Consider the following 17,127-nt stretch of genomic DNA (forward strand, 5'->3'; position numbering starts at 1 on the left):
GGCTCGCCCTCGGCGTCGCGCAGATCGGCTCGGAGGTAGAGCCTTGCTGGGCAACGCTTGGCGCCCTGATTTGCCGCGCCCCAGGCGAACAGGGGCAAGGGCGCCGGCCTAGCCATGTTGGCACTCACAACACACCTCGCACGCGCAGGCGGATGTTGGCCTCTTCAGCCATAGCGTTCGCGATCAGGAGAACCATGGCCGGGGCGCTGGTCACGTTCCGCAGGATCGGAGTGGCGGCAGCAAGTGCGGCCTGCATCACCGCCTCATGTGCTTGGCCGGCCGACTCGCCCCAAGGCGTCATGGCCAAGCCTTCCCAGGCTTTCGCTTCCAGCTCCGATGCGGCGTACGCGGCATCGAGGGCTTCTTGCAGCACCGCGCCGGAAGCGCGGGGCGGGAAAGGAACGACGCTCATTGAAGCACCGTCCCGGCGGGAATGACCGCGCTCGGATGCTGGCCGCCCTTGGGGGGCGCGACGACCAACCCGGGCGTGCCGGGCGCAGTCACCAACTTGAAGTCGATCCAGTCGCGCAGGCAGGCGGTGGTGGTTTCCGCAATAACCACCCGACCATGCGCACGCGCAGCATCTCGGGCGATTTCGTAGTGCAGCGGATGGCCCCCGGCGCCGTGCACCATGATGAACCGCGCCCAGCCGAACAGGTGGCGTGCTTGGGGGAAGTGGCCGGGACCCGCCGGCGGGTCATTATCGCCAGCGAGGATCACGACCAGCGGGATCGGGCGCTTCGCCATGTCGAGCAGATCGAGGGGCACTCGCCCTTCCGGCGAGAGCATCAGCAGCCGCAACTCATCGGTCATCGCGGCGCGGATCAGAGGCGCGTGCCAGCCGGCTCCGGCTTGTTCAAGGCGCACAGCGAGATCCGCCATTTGCCTCTTGGTTTTCAGTATCGAGATGGTCATGCGTCACCTTCAAGGGAGGTGCGCGGAGTGCTGGAAAGACGCGGCCGAGTGGGCTACATAGCGGGGGCCAGAGTCCGCTTGAGCCTACCCGAACCCCTGCCAGCGCAACCGCGCGGCGGGGGTTTTAGGTTTTGGAGCAGCCAGCGAGAGTGGGGGCGATCACGGTTCCACCCCCAGTAGTTGCCGAAGGCTCGAACCAACGATCAAGGTGCGCGAGCCGACCTTGCGGAGCGTCAGCTGCCCCTCCGCTGCTCGCCGGCGCAAACTCGAGATGCTCAGGCCAGAGGCGCTGGCCGCCTGCTGCAGTGTGAAAGAAAGCGGCTCTGCCGCGGGACGCAACGTCGGTTTGGCCAAGGGGTCGCGCATCACGCTATCACCGCCAGCCAGGACAGGCGCCAGCGCGGAGCCCTTGGGGTGACGCGAACGGGCGGCTTCACCGTGCCAGCGCGCACGTCACGCCAAAAAGTCGAAAGGCCTTGCCGACGATAGGCTGCCGCTTCACGCGCGGTCAGCAGCGGGTCGCCGCCCGCGAAGGACGGAACCGGCGGCATCGGCACCTTGCGGCGTGGGCGAGGTTTGTTGGTCATGGTCGCGGTCACTGGGATGCACCTCCGTCTTGGAATGTGCTTCTCAGGCTATGGATGGAGGTTCGCTCTCGCCCGGCGGAACCCGGCGGAACCCGGCAAAACTAGTCTGGTGCAAAAAGCTCCGGCAGAACGAGATCGTCTATCTTCCGCTCAATTGTGCGTTCGTCAGGCGGGTGAAGCATATTCCGGCCTACCCAATCCTTCATCTCGCGTCGGAACGCAGTCCGCGTCAGGTTCCCGCCGTCTAAAGCAAGTCGCCGTGTCACCTCCCGCTGAAATGCAGCCCAGCCTTCGCGCGGCGGTCGTCCTCCAGGGTGGGATCGAACCGGTGTGGGTAGGGACGGCACAACCTCTAAGTCAGGCGGCGTTGTCGTATTATCCGACCGCGCTTCTCGATCTTGGGGCTTGGTCGCGTGAGGTTCGTTTGCAGGGCTTGAAACACCCCAGGAGCCAATGCCTCTTACAGTCCGCGGCGGCGGAGGTGCTTTGCTTATCTGCGCCACGAGTGGGCGCTTGTCTCGTGCCCAGTCTGGAATTGAACGGGGAGCCCGGGAGGCAAGCTCGGGCCCAGGCCAGCCGGGAGGACGTTCAAGCGGAGCCGGCGGTGGGTGCGCCCCCATCCAATTGCAGAGGTCGGCTTGTGCGATCATGGGGATGACCTGAACGCCGTTGCCAAGATCCATCTTGCGCCCCTCGACTGCCTCGTCGAAAGGGTCCAGGGCGCGGTTGGGGGGGGCATCTTGAATGATCTTCGCGCGCCAAAACTGCTGGCGGAGAAGCACCAAGTCTCCGGTCTCCTCGCACAGGCCGACCGCGAAGATATCGCCAGACCGAAGGGACTCGCGCAGATCGGCTCGAGCCACTTTGGCAAGCGGTGTCGATGCGCTTTCCGCATCCGTGCGGCACTGATCTTCTTGCCACTCTGCAACTTGAAGCGCCTTCACAAGGCTCCAGTAACCCCTCAAGGGCTCCGCCGATGAAACAGCGGGGCTGCCAAACTCTGCCATTCTATGCGCCTCCGCTGCGCCCTCCGCTGGGTATCGGCGGGGGCGGCCCAGCGCGGAGTTACTGGGCACGCAGGTGGCCACCTGGCCCCCACCGAGTCGCAGTGTACGGCATGCCCTAGGTCCGAGGACATGCCTCCAGAGCTCGGACCCCAGCTCGGACCTGCCGGCCCGTGCGTGGGGGCTTCGAGGGCGCCGGCGGCGGCAGTGGCACCGTGCGAGGCGGCCAGACAAAGCCGCGGGTCACAGTGGCAGCCCCGGAAAGAACCGCTCGATCTCGAGAGAGGCGCCCTCGAGGCAATCCTTCTCGCAATCCATGAAGTTCCAGTCGTTGTCCTTCATGCGCCGGAGCATGAACGCGACCTTCAACAGCGCGTCGCGCGGGGTTTGCGACTGTGCCTCAGCGAGCGCCTCAGCGGCATCCCAGTCGTCCTGGCACCAGGCGTCGACCTCCTCTTGCGTGCTATCGACCCGGTTGATCCAGTCCCTGCGATCCTGGACAGCCTTGAGCGCCGCGCAGGCGAGCGCCACGGGCGTCAGCGGCGCGCCGGGGGTGCTGGCCAAAAGCTCGGCGCTGGCCGCCGGCAGGGGTACGCCCAGCGACAGGCCGAATAGTGCGGCGAGATTGCGCCTGCCGATTGGGTTCGAGGGTGTGATATTGACGTCGTCAGCCATAGCCTTCTCCTTCACGAGAGGGTGGTGGTCAGCAGGCCGGGAGGGTTGGGTGCAACACCCCTCTCGGCCGTCATCCGCGGGGATAACGAATTTCGTTATACCTACCCTATTAGGTAGCGGCAACGAAAATCGTTATGTTCCTTCGCCAGCGCGTGGCATATTCCACGAATGGAATCGTTGACCCCGGCGACATGCCGAGCCGCTCGTGGCCTTGTAGGTGTCTCGCAAGAGGACCTCGCTAGACGTGCTGGCGTGGGGCCTTCCACCGTCAGGAACTATGAGGCGGGCCGCTCGGTACCCGTGCCCAGCAATCTCAGCGCAATCCGCTTGGCGCTCGAAGCAGCGGGCGTTCAATTCATCCCGGAGAATGGAGGAGGTGCCGGCGTGCGGCTCGTGAAGGCTGCGGTGTCTTGAGTAAGGACCCTCCTCGGGAGGCCCCGCCCTTCACCGCCCTTCTCAGCCTTACCCAGGCCAGCGCTCGCCTGGGCAAGTCAGAACGCACCATGCGGCGCCTGTTGCCTGCAATCATGCGAGAAAACCCGTCTCTCACAATTACGAAGGCGGGGCGCACAGTGATGTTCACTGAAGCGCAGTTCGCAGAGCTACTGAAGGCGATGGAATGGCGGCCCCCGTCAGTGATCGGCGGGCCAGGCACCGCGATTGGAGGAAGACGCCGCGTCTCGCACGCGACTGCCCAGGAGATTGCGCTAGAGCTGATGCGTGAGAGGTTAAAAAAACCACCGAAAAAGGCGACGCGTTAGCTTTCACTGAATATCAACTGAGAATGGCATGGCAAGACCTGCCCGCCACCACACTGTAAAGTCGCTGTCCACCACCTAGGGCGTCAGCACCACCATGGTCTGTCACCCCATCGCCCGAAGCGAGAACGGCCACATCCGCATTGGTTCCGCCATCCGCATTCGACGCGAGGACGTAGCAACGTACGAAACCTCTCGATGGCAGGCGCCTAGGCGCGCCGACCTAGCTTTAGCCTTGCCCACCACCACGCGCCCGCTGAAGGCCGAAAGTTCGCCTATGCCAGCCAACACGGCGTTTCTCCCGGGCAGGCGATGAGAAAGAAGCACGATCAAACCTAGTCGCAAGGCTGCGCCCAGCATGGCGACGCCGGCACTTGAGGTGAGGGCGGAGTTTGAAAAGGAATTGCTCGCGGCTTTTGTCACGAACCCCCTAGCGGCAGCAGAAATGCGCCGGCCGGGCTGGTGCCACTAACTAGGGAAGTGCGTTTTTCCCTTCAATCACAGTCGTCGCCAGTGGGAGCGGTAGCGAACTTCGATTGAATCCCAAGGCGGCGATCGTATTGGCCGACCATAGTCGGCGCCAACCTCTCCTCGAGCGCAGTGTCTGCGATCAAAAGATGCCGCCCCTCTCTCTCCAGGATGTAGAGAGCGCACGGGCGCTCGGCCTCGTCTGCGATCGTTGTCTTCGTCAACTTGCAGCCGTGCCGGCTAGCCTCAGCTAGGTAGTCGTTCAGGGTGGGGTGGCCACCGAATGGAAACGACACCAGCCGCCTCTAGGCAGCGAGACGGAAAGGCGGAACCTGCTTCGCCCCATCGGAACTTACGTTCAAATAGGCGGCATCAAACATGTCGGTCACATACTGCGGAGCACGACCAACGCCCTCGAAAATCGCTTTGTCATGTTGCTCTGCGTAGACCCGCTCGGCCTCGACGGTGAGTCGAAGGCGACGGATGGCAGCGTCCAGCGACACGGCGCTCGCCGCGATATCATGGTCCACACAATGAGCGATGAACATGCCATCCTCTTGGAAAGCAATGATTCTCACGGGGGTCTTTTCCATTGCGTTTCTCGCTCCTGAAGGCATAACACCCAACCACTACCATGAGATGTACGACTGCCGTCAAATTCGTTTGGCGAGCGGCGTAGATCTGGACGTGCTTGAACGATCGATATAACGCTCGTCACCAATTTCCTGATGCCAAGCGCTCGCCAGCGCGGTCTTGCGCCCTGAAGGATTTAGACACGCTTCAGAACCAAGCTGTAGCCAACTCAAGCTGCTTGGGCGCGTGGGCCGGTCGGGCGTGCCGCCCTACGGAATGCGCAGCACCTTCCTCGACTGCGCAGGGGACGACCAGCACGCCGCGCGAGGTGGTGGAGATGGCGCTGGCCCTCCGGCTCGGCGACAAGGCGAAGCAGGCATATGCGCGAGGGGATCTGTTTGCCAAGCGTCGGGCGCTGATGGACGTATGTGGCGCCTACTGCACGTCCGTCGCAGAGCGCGCTGCCGCCTGAGCCAGGCCGAAGCGGTCCTCTCAACCCGCCGAAAACGCAGCGAAAATCGTTGCGGTTTGGGCATGCACGCTTTACCAGAGGTTGTTTGGTCATTGCGAGGTATCGACTTGTTCTTCTCGGAGCTGGAAGAGCAATTAGCGGTTGTAACAAGCTACGCTGCGGCGTTGTCCACGGCGTATGTCAGTTTGGTGCAAACACTCGCCAAGCGCGGGGTGATTACCTCAGCCGAATCAGAAGAACTCTTGGCGATCATGCCGCCCCCCGTGCCCCGGGCGGTGGCGCCGCTCTCGCCAGAAGAGGCGGCGGCGGAAACGCTTCGAGCTGTCGATTCCATTTAGTCAATCAACAGGGCCAGGCTTCAGAGGCGTGGAACCGTGCCGCCTGGCAGGAGCATCAACCAATCTTGGATGGACGAGAGAACATAGCTAGAACAATGTCGGCCCATGACGGACGATCCCAAGCCACCACCCGAGATTGATCGCGCCACCATCACCACCATGCAGATGATGGTCCGCGGTGCCGTCAACGACCGCCATGTGACCGTGGGAGAGGCCGCAGAGCTTGTCCGGGGCTATTGCTATGCCCGCCACCCTGCCTTGCCCGCCACTGCGCTCAGCGCCGCCGTCGACTACGTGCTGATGAGCCTGCAGCTGCTACGCCCGGTGCCATTCAGTGTGGAGCGCGACGGCCGGGAATACAGCGAGGTCAGCCCGCATCATCTCGCCCAGCACATCGGTTACATGTTCCGGTTCGATGAGCGCGGGAAGCCATACGGTGCGGCCTCGTTGAAGGAGGATCTAGCTTCCGTTGCGGCGCTCTACCTCGTCAGGCACATGACCGCCCGTGGCTACATCGTGCTAGCCCCGAAGCAGACCAAGGTAGCGTCAAGCGCCGGCAACCATTGGCCGAAACCTTAACCGACGCCAGGTCGTTACCTCCCGTTATCATGAGAGGGTCCGCCGTGAGTGAGACCTATCAATGTCCCGACGGGCGCACGATTCTCCTAAGTTTTAATGAGGAAGACTTGAGCGTGGAGGCCTCGAACCAGGGAGGTGAGACCATCGGACGCTACCAATTCGAGTTGATTGGGCCGGATGGCGAAGAAATCGACGCGATGGATGACACTAGCTGGGCGGTATGGCTCAAATTGGCGCACAGCGACCTGCACGACGTGTGGCACCACCAGGGCATTACCGAACGGGTTATGTCCCTAGTTGCGGAAGAGACTCGCGTATCGCCGCACGATCCCTCGCCTTCCTAGGTCGCGGTTGCCATCCTCTCCGGGTCGGGGTCCCTCTTCGATCCTCTAGCCACAACCATCAGTGCGCCATCGGGCAGCGGCCTTTGCAGCGACAGCGCCTCCATCGGATCAGCGGACAACCAGGTCTCAATCTCCGCAGGCGTCGTCAGGATGACCGGCATCGCCTTCGGGTGGATCGCGCCCACCTCGGCGTTTGGCTCCGTGGTGAGGAAAGCGAAGAGATCGCAGGTCTCCTCGCCCGTCCGGACCTTCCTCACACAGGTGAATTGAGGCACATGGATGCCCGCGAAGAACGCCAGCGGGCGTTCCGGCGCGAGCGCAAACCAAATATCGCCCCCGGCCTCGCGGTTGAACTCCGAGAAGGACGTAAACGGCACCACGCAGCGATTGTCGCGGCCGAGCCAGCGCTTCCAATGGGAAGATGCAGTGTTCCTAACATTGGTAGTCCCGCTATCCGGCTCCATGCGCAGGAGGGCATCGAAGTCGACGGGCTTCCCCTTGGCGCGCAGCTTGTCAGCTCGCTTCGTCGCAGCATCGAGGAGCGCCTTGCGCGAGGAAGGCAGGCCCCACCGAGACATGCACAGTTCGCGACCTGTCGGCGTGTTGCGCACGATCGGCGCGGCGTAGTCGGGGAAGATACCCGGCAGCGTTGGCATATTGCCGATGGCATCGGTCCAGCCGGCGATCAAGTCGCGGATCGCCTGCTGATTGCTTGTCATGGAGTACAGGTTGCACATGCGAGTAAGCCTGCCACACCGGGACGTTAGAGTCGCGGCCTGGACCCACAAGCACACATCAGCGGGGTCTGCGGATTCACGAAAAAGACTTCTGCACGGCAATCGATTGTCAGAGTTGTCGCTTTAGAAAGAGGCTTATCGGCGATGGCTGGTAAGGCGAAAAAGGCTCGCAGGGTTCATAGCCAGATCTTCGATAAAGGGCTTGTGCTTCCGCATTGCGGACACCCACCTCCAGGACGATTGTATCGGCGCCGAGGCGTTTAGCTTCAGCTTCTACGCCGCGCAGCAGCGCAGCTCCGACGCCGCGCCCTCGTGCCCCCTCTGCCACGATCATGCGCTTCAACTCTGCCGTACCGTCGCCCCGCTCGAACACAGCGCAGAGCCCAACTGCCGTGCCGGCGCAGCGCGCGATCAGGACATGGGTTCCCGACCTAGTCAGCGTCTCGGCGGTGATCGGGCGTCGAGGCTCTCCTGGGTAAAGCCGCTCAGCAACCGCATCCGACTGACACAGAAGGGTTGTCACCTCTTCCTGTAGGGGGCTTTCAACTTCGACGAGCGCCGCTTCCATCATCCTACGGTATTCCGGATGTTGCTGGGGGCGGAAGCGTCTGTAGCAGTAGGAAACCCCTGTAGAACAAGGCTTGCCCCACTTGGCTCAGCTTCGCGCTTGTCGGCCAAGACGGTGCGACGATCGACCTGTCAGGCGGCCAGCTGTCGGCGAAGCGTTTGATTGAAGCTCCGTCCCGCGTGGGCTACCGATGCATAGATGGAGAACCTGTGGCTGGCAGCGGGCATCACGGCGGTCGCCACGCTGGCGTTGCTCCGGTTGCGTCAGATGCTGCGCTGGGTGCGGTGCGAGGCGACCTTTCAGGCGATCGAGAGCCCAAGTGTCTGGCGTGTGTCTCATATGGTCCAGGCGCTAACGCCGAATGGGCCTCGGCTGTTCCGCTGCTGGCATTGATCTCCGCATTGCTAGTTATTGCTCTCGTCGTAGTTCTGCGTGGAAGTTAGGCGCTCCCCACGCCGGAATGCGCCGGGAAATGGCTGAAATCCTCTCTTTCGCGCGCCTGCGGCCGCACCGAGACGATACGCCGGCCGGCGCTGCTGCAAAAGCCGCCAAGCCAGTTTTGGGGCCAGACAGCTTCAATGAACGACTCGCAATCAGGAAAAAACCGCCGTAGCGTCAGCCCATCCAGGGATGAAATCATCCTTCATCTTTTGGTGGCCGCTTTGCCCCTGACTATCGCGGCCGGGTGCAAAGCAGGTGGCGGGGTGTATCGCGCATGCGCCCCGCCACTCTGCCCGCATGGTGGAGGGCGTCATGGACGAGTTGCAGAAGACGTTCCGACAGGAGGTCGAACGCGCGCTCGATGAGCGTTGGTTGACCTCGAGCTTGGCCCAGTGGATGGACTCCAATCACGGCGAGGCCGCGGCGCTGCTGGGCCACGAGCGCATGGACTGGGAAATGGCCGCGGCGGCGCTGGGGGCGCACGGGCTGAAGGATCATGCCGGCAGACCACCTTCCGCGGCGATCGCGCGCGAGACCTGGCTGCAAGTAGAGGCTCGCCGACGAGTCGGAATGATGTTTCGTGAAACGAATGGAGAGGTCACATCAATCAAGCGCGCGCAACCATGATCTTTCTCAGGTAGTTGGCAATCTTCCACATAGGAAGGGCCCCATGAAAACGACCTATCGCTGCCCCGACGGGCGAGAGGTGGTGCTGTTCTTGAAAGAGGACACCCTGCGGGTAGACGCCAGCACACGAGAGGGCGAACGCATCGGCAGTTTCCAATTCGCTCTGGTCGGGCGCGACGGCAAGGTTATCGACCTGATGGACGATATTGGCGAGACCGGGGACGCCGTGTCGATCAAGTTGGCGGAGGGCAACCTCGATGAGGGCTGGCGGCACGAGGGCATCACCGAGCGCGTCATGAACTTGGTGGCGGACGAGATCAGCGTCTCGCCAAAGTTCGAGTTGCCGAAGGGGTAGGGCTGCCTCCGGCGCTGTGCCCGGCTTTGGACTGGATGGCCGGCGGGCTGAAGTCGGCGGCGCTGGATCGCCGGCTCTGAAGTGCGCTGTGTCTCGCACTCTTGGCATTTGCAGATACGGCACCATACCGCAATCGGCGGTGTGAACCCCGCCCCATTACCGGAGCGTGCCGCGCATGTCGCAATCCCTGACCGCCGGCTCGATCGCATTCACCTTCTACGACGCCGATGGCGGCAATGGCTTCGCGTTCGTCGCCGTCGATGCGATCGCTGCCGGCACCGTCATCCACTTCACCGACAATGAGCCCAGCGGCCCGGGCGCGCTCAATACCGGCGAGGGTTCGATCACCTGGACGGCACCCGCCGGGGGCGTGCCGGCCGGCCGCGAGGTCGTCTTCAGCAACGTCACCGTTTCCGCGACGCGCAGCGTATCCACCGGGTCGATCACTGTGACGGGCAGCTTCGACCCCGGCGCCGAGAATGAATCGCTCTACGCTTTCCAGGGCACGAACAACACCACGCCGACGACTTACCTCTCGGCCATCTCGAACAACAATTTTTCCGCAGTGTCCGGCACCGGCACGCTCGCCAACACGGGCCTGACCGTGGGCGTCAATGCGGTCGGCCTGACCGGCAATGTCGATGTGGCGCGCTATGTCGGACCGACTGATTTCAACGACAGCGGCAACCAGGCCACCAGCCGCGCCGCCGCACTCGCCGCGCTCACCGACACCGACCCGGTGACCGGTACCCAGGACACGTCGACGCAGGCGAGTCAGGGCTATTGGATCACGCAGGGCGGCGCGAACGCCCAGGATGCCGACGGCATCGGGCCCGATGCCGGCGCCCCGCCGCGCCAGTTCGACATCATCTGCTTCTACCCCGGCACATTGATCGCGACGCCTGGCGGAGAGCGTGCGGTCGAGACGCTCGCTATCGGCGACCTGGTTTTAACCAACACGGGCGTGGCGGCGCCTGTGCGCTGGATGGGGCGCCAGACCGTCTCCACGCGCTTCGCCGATCCACTGCGCGTGCTGCCCATCCGCATCGCCGCGGACGCCCTGGCGGAGGGTTTGCCGCTGCGCGACCTGTTGCTCTCCCCGGACCACGCCGTGCTGTTGGGGGGCATCCTCATCCAGGCCGGCGCGCTGGTGAATGGGGCGTCCATACGCCGCGAAGACGCCGTGCCGGAGGTGTTCACCTATCATCATGTGGAACTCGCCGATCACAGCCTGATCCTGGCCGAGGGCGTGGCAGCGGAGACCTTTGTCGACAATGCCGGCCGCCTCGCCTTCGACAATTGGGAGGAGCACGAGGCGCTCTATGGCCACCTTCCCAGCATTCCCGAGATGGCCATCCCGCGCGCCAAGGCACAGCGGCAGGTGCCTGCTCGGGTGCGTGCAGCACTGGTCTCCCGCGCCGCCTGACCTGGGGAAGACGCGGAAGAAGTGATACAGCGCACCGCCCCGGAGCCCGGCGGTGGCGGGATCGCTTCTACGCCTTCCCCTCCGGTCGTTTCGGAAGCGCCGCCAGGCCATCTTCGACCAGCGCCGTCGGAGTAGGCGGCTGCCTTGCCCCACTTGCCCCAACGCTGCCCCAAGGCTGGGGCAAGCGAAAAAGCCTTGTAGAATGGGCCTTGCCCCACTCGCCCCAGTTGCCCCAACGCAAAACAGATAGGGGAGGGCTTGGGACACCATCACGCGCTCTCGCGAGCCAAGGTGCGGATGGGCTGCCCCGAAGCGGAGGGCGCCGCGCAGTGCGTCGCCCATGCCTCCATCAGGCCAATCCGCCGGTCGAACAGGTCGGAGCGGCGATAGGCACCCGAGACCACGTTGCGATCCTCATGCGCCAAGGCGCGCTCCGCCGCCTCCGCCTCGCCCGGCATGGTGTCGTCTACCCAGGTCCGGAAGGTGGCGCGGAAGCCGTGTGGCACCGCTTCGCGTCCGTCAGCATCCCGCCACGGCGGCGGCGCGCCCTCCGGCCGCGCCTCGTTCAAGCGCCGGATGCAGGCGGAGAGGGTCATGTCGGAAAGCGGCTTGGTGAGGTTGGAAGATGGGAAGATGAGGGAGTTCCCCCGCAGCGCCGCAAGCTTGGGCAGCTCCGCCGCCGTGACCGGCTTGCCAGCCAACAGGCTGTAAGCGCGCGCGAGCGTATCGATGGCGGCCCCCGACAAGGGCACCCGATGCGGCTGCACGGTCGACGCCTTCTTTTGCTTCATGCGCTCGCCCGGCACCGTCCATGCCGGGGCGCCATCAAATGAGACTTCGGACCAGCGCGCGCCGCGAACCTCGTTCGAACGCATGGCCGTCAGCACTGCAAATCGCAGCGCCAGAGGCCCAAACCCGTCCATGGTGTCGAGAGCCACAAGGAAGGCGGGCGCCTTGGCCCATGCGAGGGAAGGTAGCTTGCGCCCGCCCGGAAGCGAGGGAAGCCCAAGGTGGCGCAGCATGCGGGGATCCGCCGGGTTGTCGTTCAATCGCCAGCCGTGCGCCGCGGCATAGCGGAGGATAGAACCGATGCGGCGCAGCACCTTGCGAGCAGTGGCCGGGCGGGTTGTCCATACGTCCTCGATGGCGCGCATCACCGCAGCCCGATCGATCTCGGCAATGGGCATGTCACCAAGCGTGGGGTGGGCATGGGAAGCAAGGGAGGCGCGCCACAGGTCGACCGTGCGCTTGCTCTTCCAGCCTGGCGCCTGACCTGCGATGCAGGCTTCCGCCACCGCCTTGAAGGTGCGGGGGCCGGCCTCTGCAGCCGCCTTCTCCGCGGCTATTGCTGCGACCCTGGCGGCCTTGTCGGCATCGCGGGCAGCGATAGGGTCAACTCCGCTCCGGGCGGCCTGCCGCGCCGCCGTCGCAGCCCCTCGGGCAGCGGCAAGCGTCACCACCGGATAGCCGCCAAGGCCCATATCGCGGCGCCGGCCGTCCACAGTCAGGCGGCACACCCAGATCTTCGCGCCGGTCGGACGCACTTCGAGAAGAAGCCCACCTCCATCGGTGATCCGATAAATGGATCCGCGTGGCTTCAGTGCGTCGATGGTCTTGACGTCCAGAGACTTGCCGGGGCGCTTCATGAGGAGAGAGCCTTCTGTGGGGACCAGCTTCGACGTCCCCACCTTAGTCCCCACAATATTCTAGCGCTAGCCTGAACCGTCCTGCATCACCCCGCGACGGTAAATACAATAATAATATGGCTTTCTCGGGGTGTGCAGCGTCGGCCTGCATCACCCTGATTGTGGGGCGTGGCGTCCGTACGGGACGCCAGGATCCAGGCGGAAAGGGCCTTCACGACAAATCAAGTCGGTAGTCCCGACACAGCGGCTTCAGGCTCGTGAAGCAAGACATGACGCGGTGGCACAATTGCGCGCACATATTCGTTGACGGTATCGGGTTCCTTCATCACCACGTAGCGCCTCGGCTCATCGACCGCAGAGGCGTGCCGAAGAACAGCCATTTTGCGACCTCGACCAATGCCAGATAGGCGAGGGTCGTGCCGAACAGAAAAGCAAAGAACAGCGGCGGTGGCGCTACGAAGCCGAACCACGCGCCAACCGGCAGTAGCGGCAGCACAATGGCCAGGGCCACCACCCCGAGGGCCAGGCCGACGAGCAGACCGCGCGGCCGGCTGCGGAAGAACGCACGCCGGGTTCGGATGGCGAACACCACCAGCACCTGCGTCGTCATCGACACGATGAACCACCCGGTCTGGAACAGCGCCTCGCCGGCGCCGAAGACGTGCAGCAGCACGTAGAAGGTCAGGAAGTCGAACACCGAGCTGAGCGGGCCGAACACCAGCATGAAGCGCTCGATCAGCCGTACATCCCAGCTCACCGGAGCGGCGACCTGCTCCTCATCCACCCGGTCGAACGGGATCGCGATCTCAGAGACGTCGTACATCAGGTTGTTGAGCAGGATCTGGATCGGCAGCATCGGCAGAAAGGGCAGGAAGAGCGCTGCTCCGGCCATGGAGAACATGTTCCCGAAGTTCGAGCTCGACCCCATCAGCACGTATTTCGCTACGTTCTGCACCGCCGCGCGGCCGGCCAGCACCGCCTGGTTCACCACCGACAGGTCGTGGTCGAGCAGGATGATGTCGGCGGCCGCGCGTGCGGCATCTGCCGCGCCATCGACGGAAATTCCGACATCGGCGGCATGCAGCGCGGGCGCGTCGTTGATGCCGTCACCCATGAAGCCCACGACATGGCCGAGCCGCTTGAGGCCGAGCAGTATGCGGTGCTTCTGCTGCGGATTGACCCGGCAGAACAGATTCACCCGCGGCAGCTGCCCCAGCAGCGCCTCGTCGGAGAGCTCGGACAGCGCGTCGCCGGTGAGAACGCCGGTGACGGCGACGCCGATCTCCGCGAAGACGTGCCGCGTCACCTGCTCATTGTCGCCGGTCAGCACCTTGACGGTGATGCCGGCTGCGGCCAAGGCCCGGATCGTTTCGCCGGCACTCACCTTGGGCGGGTCGAGGAAGACGGCGAAGCCGCAGAACACCAGGTCGCTCTCGTCGCTGATCGCGGCGATAGCATGATCGGCGGCGACCTCTCGGCGCGCGATGCCGAGCGCACGGAAGCCCTCGCCGCCCAGGCCATCGAGCGTCGCCTGGCAGGCCGCACGCGTGGCCGCGTCCAGCGGGCGTTCCTGCCCATCGGCCGTCTCGAACCGGCCGGACAGCCGCAGCAGGTCCTCCGGCGCGCCCTTGACGATGAGGCTGCGCGCGCCGCCGTGCTCGACCAGCACCGAGATGCGGCGGCGCTCGAAGTCGAACGGCACTTCGTCCAGCTTGGTCCATCCCGCGGCCTCGGACGCGGTGGCGGCGAGGATCGCCTCGTCGAGCGGGCTGCGCATGCCGCTCTCGAAGCGGCTGTTGACCACCGCCAGCGCCAGGGCGCGCGGGCTTTGTGTCCCAACCCCGTCGATCGTGCGCACCAGCCGGATCGTCGCCTCCGTCAGCGTCCCGGTCTTGTCGGTGCACAGCACGTCCATCGCTCCGAGGTCGTGGATCGCTGAGAGCCGCTTCACGATGGCACGCCGCTCGGCGAGTGCCGTCGCCGCGCGCGCAAGAGTGACGGTGACGATCATCGGCAGCAGCTCGGGCGTGAGGCCCACGGCCAGCGCTAGCGCGTAGAGCAGCGATCCACCACCGGGCGCTCGAGCGCGATGTTCACCACCAGCACGAACAGCACCATGAACATGGTGAAGCGCAAGATCAGCATGCTGAAGCGGTGGATGCCGGTGGCGAATGCCGTCGCCGGCGGCTTCTCCGCCAGCGACTTGACCAGCGCGCCCAGCGCGGTGTCCGCCCCGGTGCGGCAGAGCAGGATGGTGGCCTTGCCGGAAATGACGGAGGTCCCGGCGAAGACGCAGTTGGACGCACCGGCCGGCGTGTCGGTATCGGCTGCCTGGTCGCCGGCCTGCTTGGCCGCGGGGTAGGGCTCGCCGGTCAACAGCGCCTGGTTGATGAACAGGTCGCGGCTGTCGAGCAGCCGCGCATCGGCGGGCACCAGGTCGCCGGCGATCAGCTCGACCACATCGCCGGGCATCAGCGCCGCCATGGCGACCGAGACCGCCATGCCGTCGCGGCGCACCAGCGCCTGCACCGCGACCGAGCGGCGCAGCACGTCGACCGCGTTCTGCGCCCGCATTTCCTGGACGAAGTCGAGGCCCATGCTGGCGACGACGATCATCGTGATGATGACGAAGCTCGCGATGTCCCCGGTCAGCGCCGAGAGCCCGCTCGCCACCAGTAGGATGATGATCAGCGGGTTGGAGAAGCGGCGGAGGAACTGCAGCCAGGCGGGGGCGCGCTTCTCGGTGCCGGTGTCGTTCGGCCCGCAGTGCTGCAGCCGCAGGCGCGCCTCGGCGGCGCTGAGGCCGTGCGGGGCGCTGTCGAGGCGCGTGAGTAGCCGCTCCGCCGGCTCGCGCCACAGCTCGGCCGGCGCGATCACGAAGCGGGAAGGGGTATCCGCCACGCCGCGCCTAGCCGAAGCGGCCGGTAATGTAGCGCTGGGTCTGCTTGTGCCGGGGTGACGTGAAGATCTGCGCGGCCGTGCCGCACTCGACCATCTCGCCAAGATAGAGGAACGCCGCCTTGTCAGAGCAACGCGCCGCCTGTGCGAGGTTGTGGGTCACCAGGGCGACGGTGACGTGCCCCTTGAGCGAGATGATCAGCTCCTCAATCAGCGCCATCGAGCGCGGGTCGAGCGCGCTGGTTGGCTCGTCGAGCAGCAGCACCTCGGGCTTCACCGCGAGCGCGCGGGCGATGCACAGGCGTTGCTGCTGCCCGCCGGACAGGCGTGCGGCCGGCTCGGCCAGCCGGTCCTTGACCTCACCCCACAGCGCGGCGCGGGTCAGCGCCTGTTCCACGCGCAATGCCGTCTCGGCGCGCGTCAGACGCTCGTGCAGCGCGATGCCGAAGGCGATATTGGCCTGGATCGACATCGGGAAGGTGGTGGCTTCCTGGAACACCATGCCGACGCGGCTGCGCAGGCGGCGCAGGTCCACCTCCGGTCCCAGGATGTCGATGCCGTCGAGCGTCGCCGCACCGGTCGCGACCTGGCCAGGATACATGTCGTAGAGGCGGTTGAACACGCGCAGCAACGTCGACTTGCCACATCCCGAGGGACCGATAAGCGCGGTCACCTGATGCGCTGGCAAGTCGAGCGTGATGCATTTCAGCGCCACGGTCGCGCCATAGCGGAAGCCGAGATCGCGGATGGCGACTTTCGGCTGGCTTTTCTCGGGCATTGCACGCACCGGTGCGGGTTGGGCCAGGGCGAGCGGAGCGGGGATCATGCGGCCGCCCGTCCGTGCCAGCCGGCGATTGGCTCCAACAGCGCGTCCGGCCGTTCGGTGGCCGGCGCCGATTCGACCATGAAGACTGCGTCGCCATTCCCGCCGTCGACATGGATGACGAGGGCCTGCGCGTCGGCTGTGCCGATGTCGATCTGTATCCACAGGCGCGCAGCAGCACGGGCCCCCGTGGTGTCGAAGCCGGGATGGTCGAACTTCGGCGGCGCTGCGCGGTACAGCCCGGCCATGAAGGCCGCGACCTGCGGCTGGTCCGCGGCGGTGATCCCACAGACGGCCGCACCGTCGAGTATCTTCTCGGCAAGGTCGGCCTGCGTCGCGTTCAGCAGGTTGTGCAAATCCAGCAACAGCTGGTGTGGGCTGTCATGGCCGGCCTGCGTGATCGCGGCGGGCGAGATCAAGCGATAAGTCGCCGCGGGCAGGGGGCCCATCATGGCAGGGACCGGCTTCGCGAGCCCCGCCGTTGTGCCGGTCGGCAGCGCTGGCGCCGCCATGGGGCGCAGATCGTCGGGGATGCGCGCGCATATCTCGGATGCCTGCGGGATGCGGCGATCCGCGCCGGCCATCGCGGCGCCGGCGATGACCGGGCCGGCGATCCGGCGCGTCGATGCCTCAGGCAATGCTTTCCGCCTTGAGGGCGCCCACCCGGGGTGCGGATGCTCCGCGTGGTCCATCGCCATCTGCGGCAGGCAGATGGCGTATTTCAGGCGGTCATCTGCAGCCAGCGCCGCGTTCACGGCGGCGCCGGGCCGAAGGCCGGCCTCGCCGATTGACGCGAGTATCTGCTGCTTCATCGAAGGGAGCCTCTCAGGCGGCGTGTGCGGTTCGGCGGAACAGCTAGCCGCCGCGGCTTCGCCACGGCAGGGGCGGAAACT

The 17,127-nt window shown here is 65.2% G+C and carries 20 protein-coding genes; 8 read left to right on the top strand and 12 right to left on the bottom strand.

The window, feature by feature from the left end:
- Positions 1-124 precede the first annotated feature (124 nt).
- The 4 genes from GXW79_RS01025 to GXW79_RS01040 all read right to left on the bottom strand — a co-directional run bounded on the left by GXW79_RS01025 (position 125) and on the right by GXW79_RS01040 (position 3,181).
- On the bottom strand, positions 125-412 hold the full coding sequence (locus GXW79_RS01025) for a hypothetical protein (protein WP_211872345.1): 288 nt from the start codon (positions 410-412) through the stop codon (positions 125-127).
- Positions 409-915, bottom strand: a complete 507-nt coding sequence (locus GXW79_RS01030; protein ID WP_211872346.1) for a hypothetical protein — start codon at positions 913-915, stop codon at positions 409-411. The genes GXW79_RS01025 and GXW79_RS01030 overlap by 4 nt, the downstream gene beginning before the upstream one ends.
- 365 nt (positions 916-1,280) lie before the next feature.
- A complete protein-coding gene (locus GXW79_RS01035) occupies positions 1,281-1,514 on the bottom strand; it encodes a helix-turn-helix transcriptional regulator (RefSeq protein WP_211872347.1) in 234 nt (77 codons plus the stop codon).
- Positions 1,515-2,749: 1,235 nt separating this feature from the next.
- Entirely contained in the window at positions 2,750-3,181 is a 432-nt protein-coding gene (locus GXW79_RS01040) for a hypothetical protein (protein ID WP_211872348.1), read from the bottom strand.
- A gap of 168 nt (positions 3,182-3,349) precedes the next feature.
- Between GXW79_RS01040 and GXW79_RS01045 the strand changes: the two genes are divergently transcribed.
- Positions 3,350-3,595, top strand: coding sequence for a helix-turn-helix domain-containing protein (locus GXW79_RS01045; RefSeq protein ID WP_211872349.1), 246 nt, complete (start codon positions 3,350-3,352; stop codon positions 3,593-3,595).
- A 1,117-nt stretch (positions 3,596-4,712) separates the two neighbouring features.
- On the opposite strand, the gene GXW79_RS01050 is transcribed toward GXW79_RS01045, so the two are convergent.
- Positions 4,713-5,000 carry a hypothetical protein gene (locus GXW79_RS01050; protein WP_211872350.1) on the bottom strand — a complete coding sequence of 96 codons (288 nt, stop codon included), beginning with the start codon at positions 4,998-5,000 and terminating at the stop codon, positions 4,713-4,715.
- Positions 5,001-5,317: 317 nt separating this feature from the next.
- On the opposite strand from GXW79_RS01050, the gene GXW79_RS21560 reads away from it, so the two are divergent.
- The 4 genes from GXW79_RS21560 to GXW79_RS01065 all read left to right on the top strand — a co-directional run bounded on the left by GXW79_RS21560 (position 5,318) and on the right by GXW79_RS01065 (position 6,713).
- On the top strand, positions 5,318-5,452 hold the full coding sequence (locus tag GXW79_RS21560) for a hypothetical protein (protein WP_281414637.1): 135 nt from the start codon (positions 5,318-5,320) through the stop codon (positions 5,450-5,452).
- 107 nt (positions 5,453-5,559) lie between these two features.
- Complete coding sequence (locus GXW79_RS01055) at positions 5,560-5,790, top strand: hypothetical protein (RefSeq protein ID WP_211872351.1); 231 nt, start codon at positions 5,560-5,562, stop codon at positions 5,788-5,790.
- Positions 5,791-5,895: 105 nt separating this feature from the next.
- On the top strand, positions 5,896-6,369 hold the full coding sequence (locus tag GXW79_RS01060) for a hypothetical protein (RefSeq protein ID WP_211872352.1): 474 nt from the start codon (positions 5,896-5,898) through the stop codon (positions 6,367-6,369).
- Between the two features lie 44 nt (positions 6,370-6,413).
- Positions 6,414-6,713: a hypothetical protein gene (locus tag GXW79_RS01065; RefSeq protein ID WP_211872353.1), complete on the top strand. Its 300-nt coding sequence runs from the start codon at positions 6,414-6,416 to the stop codon at positions 6,711-6,713.
- Here GXW79_RS01065 and GXW79_RS01070 read toward each other — a convergent pair.
- A complete protein-coding gene (locus GXW79_RS01070) occupies positions 6,710-7,450 on the bottom strand; it encodes an SOS response-associated peptidase family protein (RefSeq protein ID WP_211872354.1) in 741 nt (246 codons plus the stop codon). The genes GXW79_RS01065 and GXW79_RS01070 overlap by 4 nt on opposite strands.
- A gap of 109 nt (positions 7,451-7,559) precedes the next feature.
- Complete coding sequence (locus GXW79_RS01075; RefSeq protein ID WP_211872355.1) at positions 7,560-8,021, bottom strand: GNAT family N-acetyltransferase; 462 nt, start codon at positions 8,019-8,021, stop codon at positions 7,560-7,562.
- Positions 8,022-8,771: 750 nt separating this feature from the next.
- Between GXW79_RS01075 and GXW79_RS01080 the strand changes: the two genes are divergently transcribed.
- The 3 genes from GXW79_RS01080 to GXW79_RS01090 all read left to right on the top strand — a co-directional run bounded on the left by GXW79_RS01080 (position 8,772) and on the right by GXW79_RS01090 (position 10,867).
- Complete coding sequence (locus GXW79_RS01080) at positions 8,772-9,086, top strand: hypothetical protein (protein WP_211872356.1); 315 nt, start codon at positions 8,772-8,774, stop codon at positions 9,084-9,086.
- A 43-nt stretch (positions 9,087-9,129) separates the two neighbouring features.
- Entirely contained in the window at positions 9,130-9,441 is a 312-nt protein-coding gene (locus tag GXW79_RS01085) for a hypothetical protein (RefSeq protein WP_211872357.1), read from the top strand.
- Positions 9,442-9,616: 175 nt separating this feature from the next.
- Positions 9,617-10,867, top strand: a complete 1,251-nt coding sequence (locus GXW79_RS01090; RefSeq protein WP_211872358.1) for a Hint domain-containing protein — start codon at positions 9,617-9,619, stop codon at positions 10,865-10,867.
- Between the two features lie 269 nt (positions 10,868-11,136).
- On the opposite strand, the gene GXW79_RS01095 is transcribed toward GXW79_RS01090, so the two are convergent.
- The 5 genes from GXW79_RS01095 to GXW79_RS01110 all read right to left on the bottom strand — a co-directional run bounded on the left by GXW79_RS01095 (position 11,137) and on the right by GXW79_RS01110 (position 17,046).
- Entirely contained in the window at positions 11,137-12,513 is a 1,377-nt protein-coding gene (locus tag GXW79_RS01095; protein WP_211872359.1) for a tyrosine-type recombinase/integrase, read from the bottom strand.
- A 325-nt stretch (positions 12,514-12,838) separates the two neighbouring features.
- A complete protein-coding gene (gene mgtA, locus GXW79_RS01100) occupies positions 12,839-14,551 on the bottom strand; it encodes a magnesium-translocating P-type ATPase (protein WP_367614770.1) in 1,713 nt (570 codons plus the stop codon).
- 8 nt (positions 14,552-14,559) lie between these two features.
- Positions 14,560-15,414: a P-type ATPase gene (locus GXW79_RS21320; RefSeq protein WP_367614771.1), complete on the bottom strand. Its 855-nt coding sequence runs from the start codon at positions 15,412-15,414 to the stop codon at positions 14,560-14,562.
- A gap of 7 nt (positions 15,415-15,421) precedes the next feature.
- Positions 15,422-16,189: a phosphate ABC transporter ATP-binding protein gene (locus tag GXW79_RS01105; RefSeq protein WP_246503631.1), complete on the bottom strand. Its 768-nt coding sequence runs from the start codon at positions 16,187-16,189 to the stop codon at positions 15,422-15,424.
- Positions 16,190-16,233: 44 nt separating this feature from the next.
- Positions 16,234-17,046 (bottom strand): hypothetical protein, encoded by an 813-nt coding sequence (locus GXW79_RS01110; RefSeq protein WP_211872361.1) that lies wholly within the window; start codon positions 17,044-17,046, stop codon positions 16,234-16,236.
- Positions 17,047-17,127: the final 81 nt, after the last annotated feature.

The sequence above is a fragment of the Plastoroseomonas arctica genome, assembly GCF_018128965.1.
Lineage (GTDB): Bacteria > Pseudomonadota > Alphaproteobacteria > Acetobacterales > Acetobacteraceae > Plastoroseomonas > Plastoroseomonas arctica.

What these genes read in the sequence shown, in the direction of transcription:
- GXW79_RS01025 (WP_211872345.1), bottom strand. Translation starts at nt 412, where the DNA reads ATGAGCGTCGTTCCTTTCCCGCCCCGCGCTTCCGGCGCGGTGCTGCAA.
- GXW79_RS01050 (WP_211872350.1), bottom strand. Translation starts at nt 5,000, where the DNA reads ATGGAAAAGACCCCCGTGAGAATCATTGCTTTCCAAGAGGATGGCATG.
- GXW79_RS01105 (WP_246503631.1), bottom strand. Translation starts at nt 16,189, where the DNA reads ATGCCCGAGAAAAGCCAGCCGAAAGTCGCCATCCGCGATCTCGGCTTC.
- GXW79_RS01040 (WP_211872348.1), bottom strand. Translation starts at nt 3,181, where the DNA reads ATGGCTGACGACGTCAATATCACACCCTCGAACCCAATCGGCAGGCGC.
- GXW79_RS01090 (WP_211872358.1), top strand. Translation starts at nt 9,617, where the DNA reads ATGTCGCAATCCCTGACCGCCGGCTCGATCGCATTCACCTTCTACGAC.
- GXW79_RS01075 (WP_211872355.1), bottom strand. Translation starts at nt 8,021, where the DNA reads ATGATGGAAGCGGCGCTCGTCGAAGTTGAAAGCCCCCTACAGGAAGAG.
- GXW79_RS01070 (WP_211872354.1), bottom strand. Translation starts at nt 7,450, where the DNA reads ATGTGCAACCTGTACTCCATGACAAGCAATCAGCAGGCGATCCGCGAC.
- GXW79_RS01030 (WP_211872346.1), bottom strand. Translation starts at nt 915, where the DNA reads ATGACCATCTCGATACTGAAAACCAAGAGGCAAATGGCGGATCTCGCT.
- GXW79_RS01060 (WP_211872352.1), top strand. Translation starts at nt 5,896, where the DNA reads ATGACGGACGATCCCAAGCCACCACCCGAGATTGATCGCGCCACCATC.
- GXW79_RS01095 (WP_211872359.1), bottom strand. Translation starts at nt 12,513, where the DNA reads ATGAAGCGCCCCGGCAAGTCTCTGGACGTCAAGACCATCGACGCACTG.
- GXW79_RS01110 (WP_211872361.1), bottom strand. Translation starts at nt 17,046, where the DNA reads ATGAAGCAGCAGATACTCGCGTCAATCGGCGAGGCCGGCCTTCGGCCC.
- GXW79_RS01045 (WP_211872349.1), top strand. Translation starts at nt 3,350, where the DNA reads ATGGAATCGTTGACCCCGGCGACATGCCGAGCCGCTCGTGGCCTTGTA.
- GXW79_RS01080 (WP_211872356.1), top strand. Translation starts at nt 8,772, where the DNA reads ATGGACGAGTTGCAGAAGACGTTCCGACAGGAGGTCGAACGCGCGCTC.
- GXW79_RS01085 (WP_211872357.1), top strand. Translation starts at nt 9,130, where the DNA reads ATGAAAACGACCTATCGCTGCCCCGACGGGCGAGAGGTGGTGCTGTTC.
- GXW79_RS21560 (WP_281414637.1), top strand. Translation starts at nt 5,318, where the DNA reads ATGGCGCTGGCCCTCCGGCTCGGCGACAAGGCGAAGCAGGCATATGCG.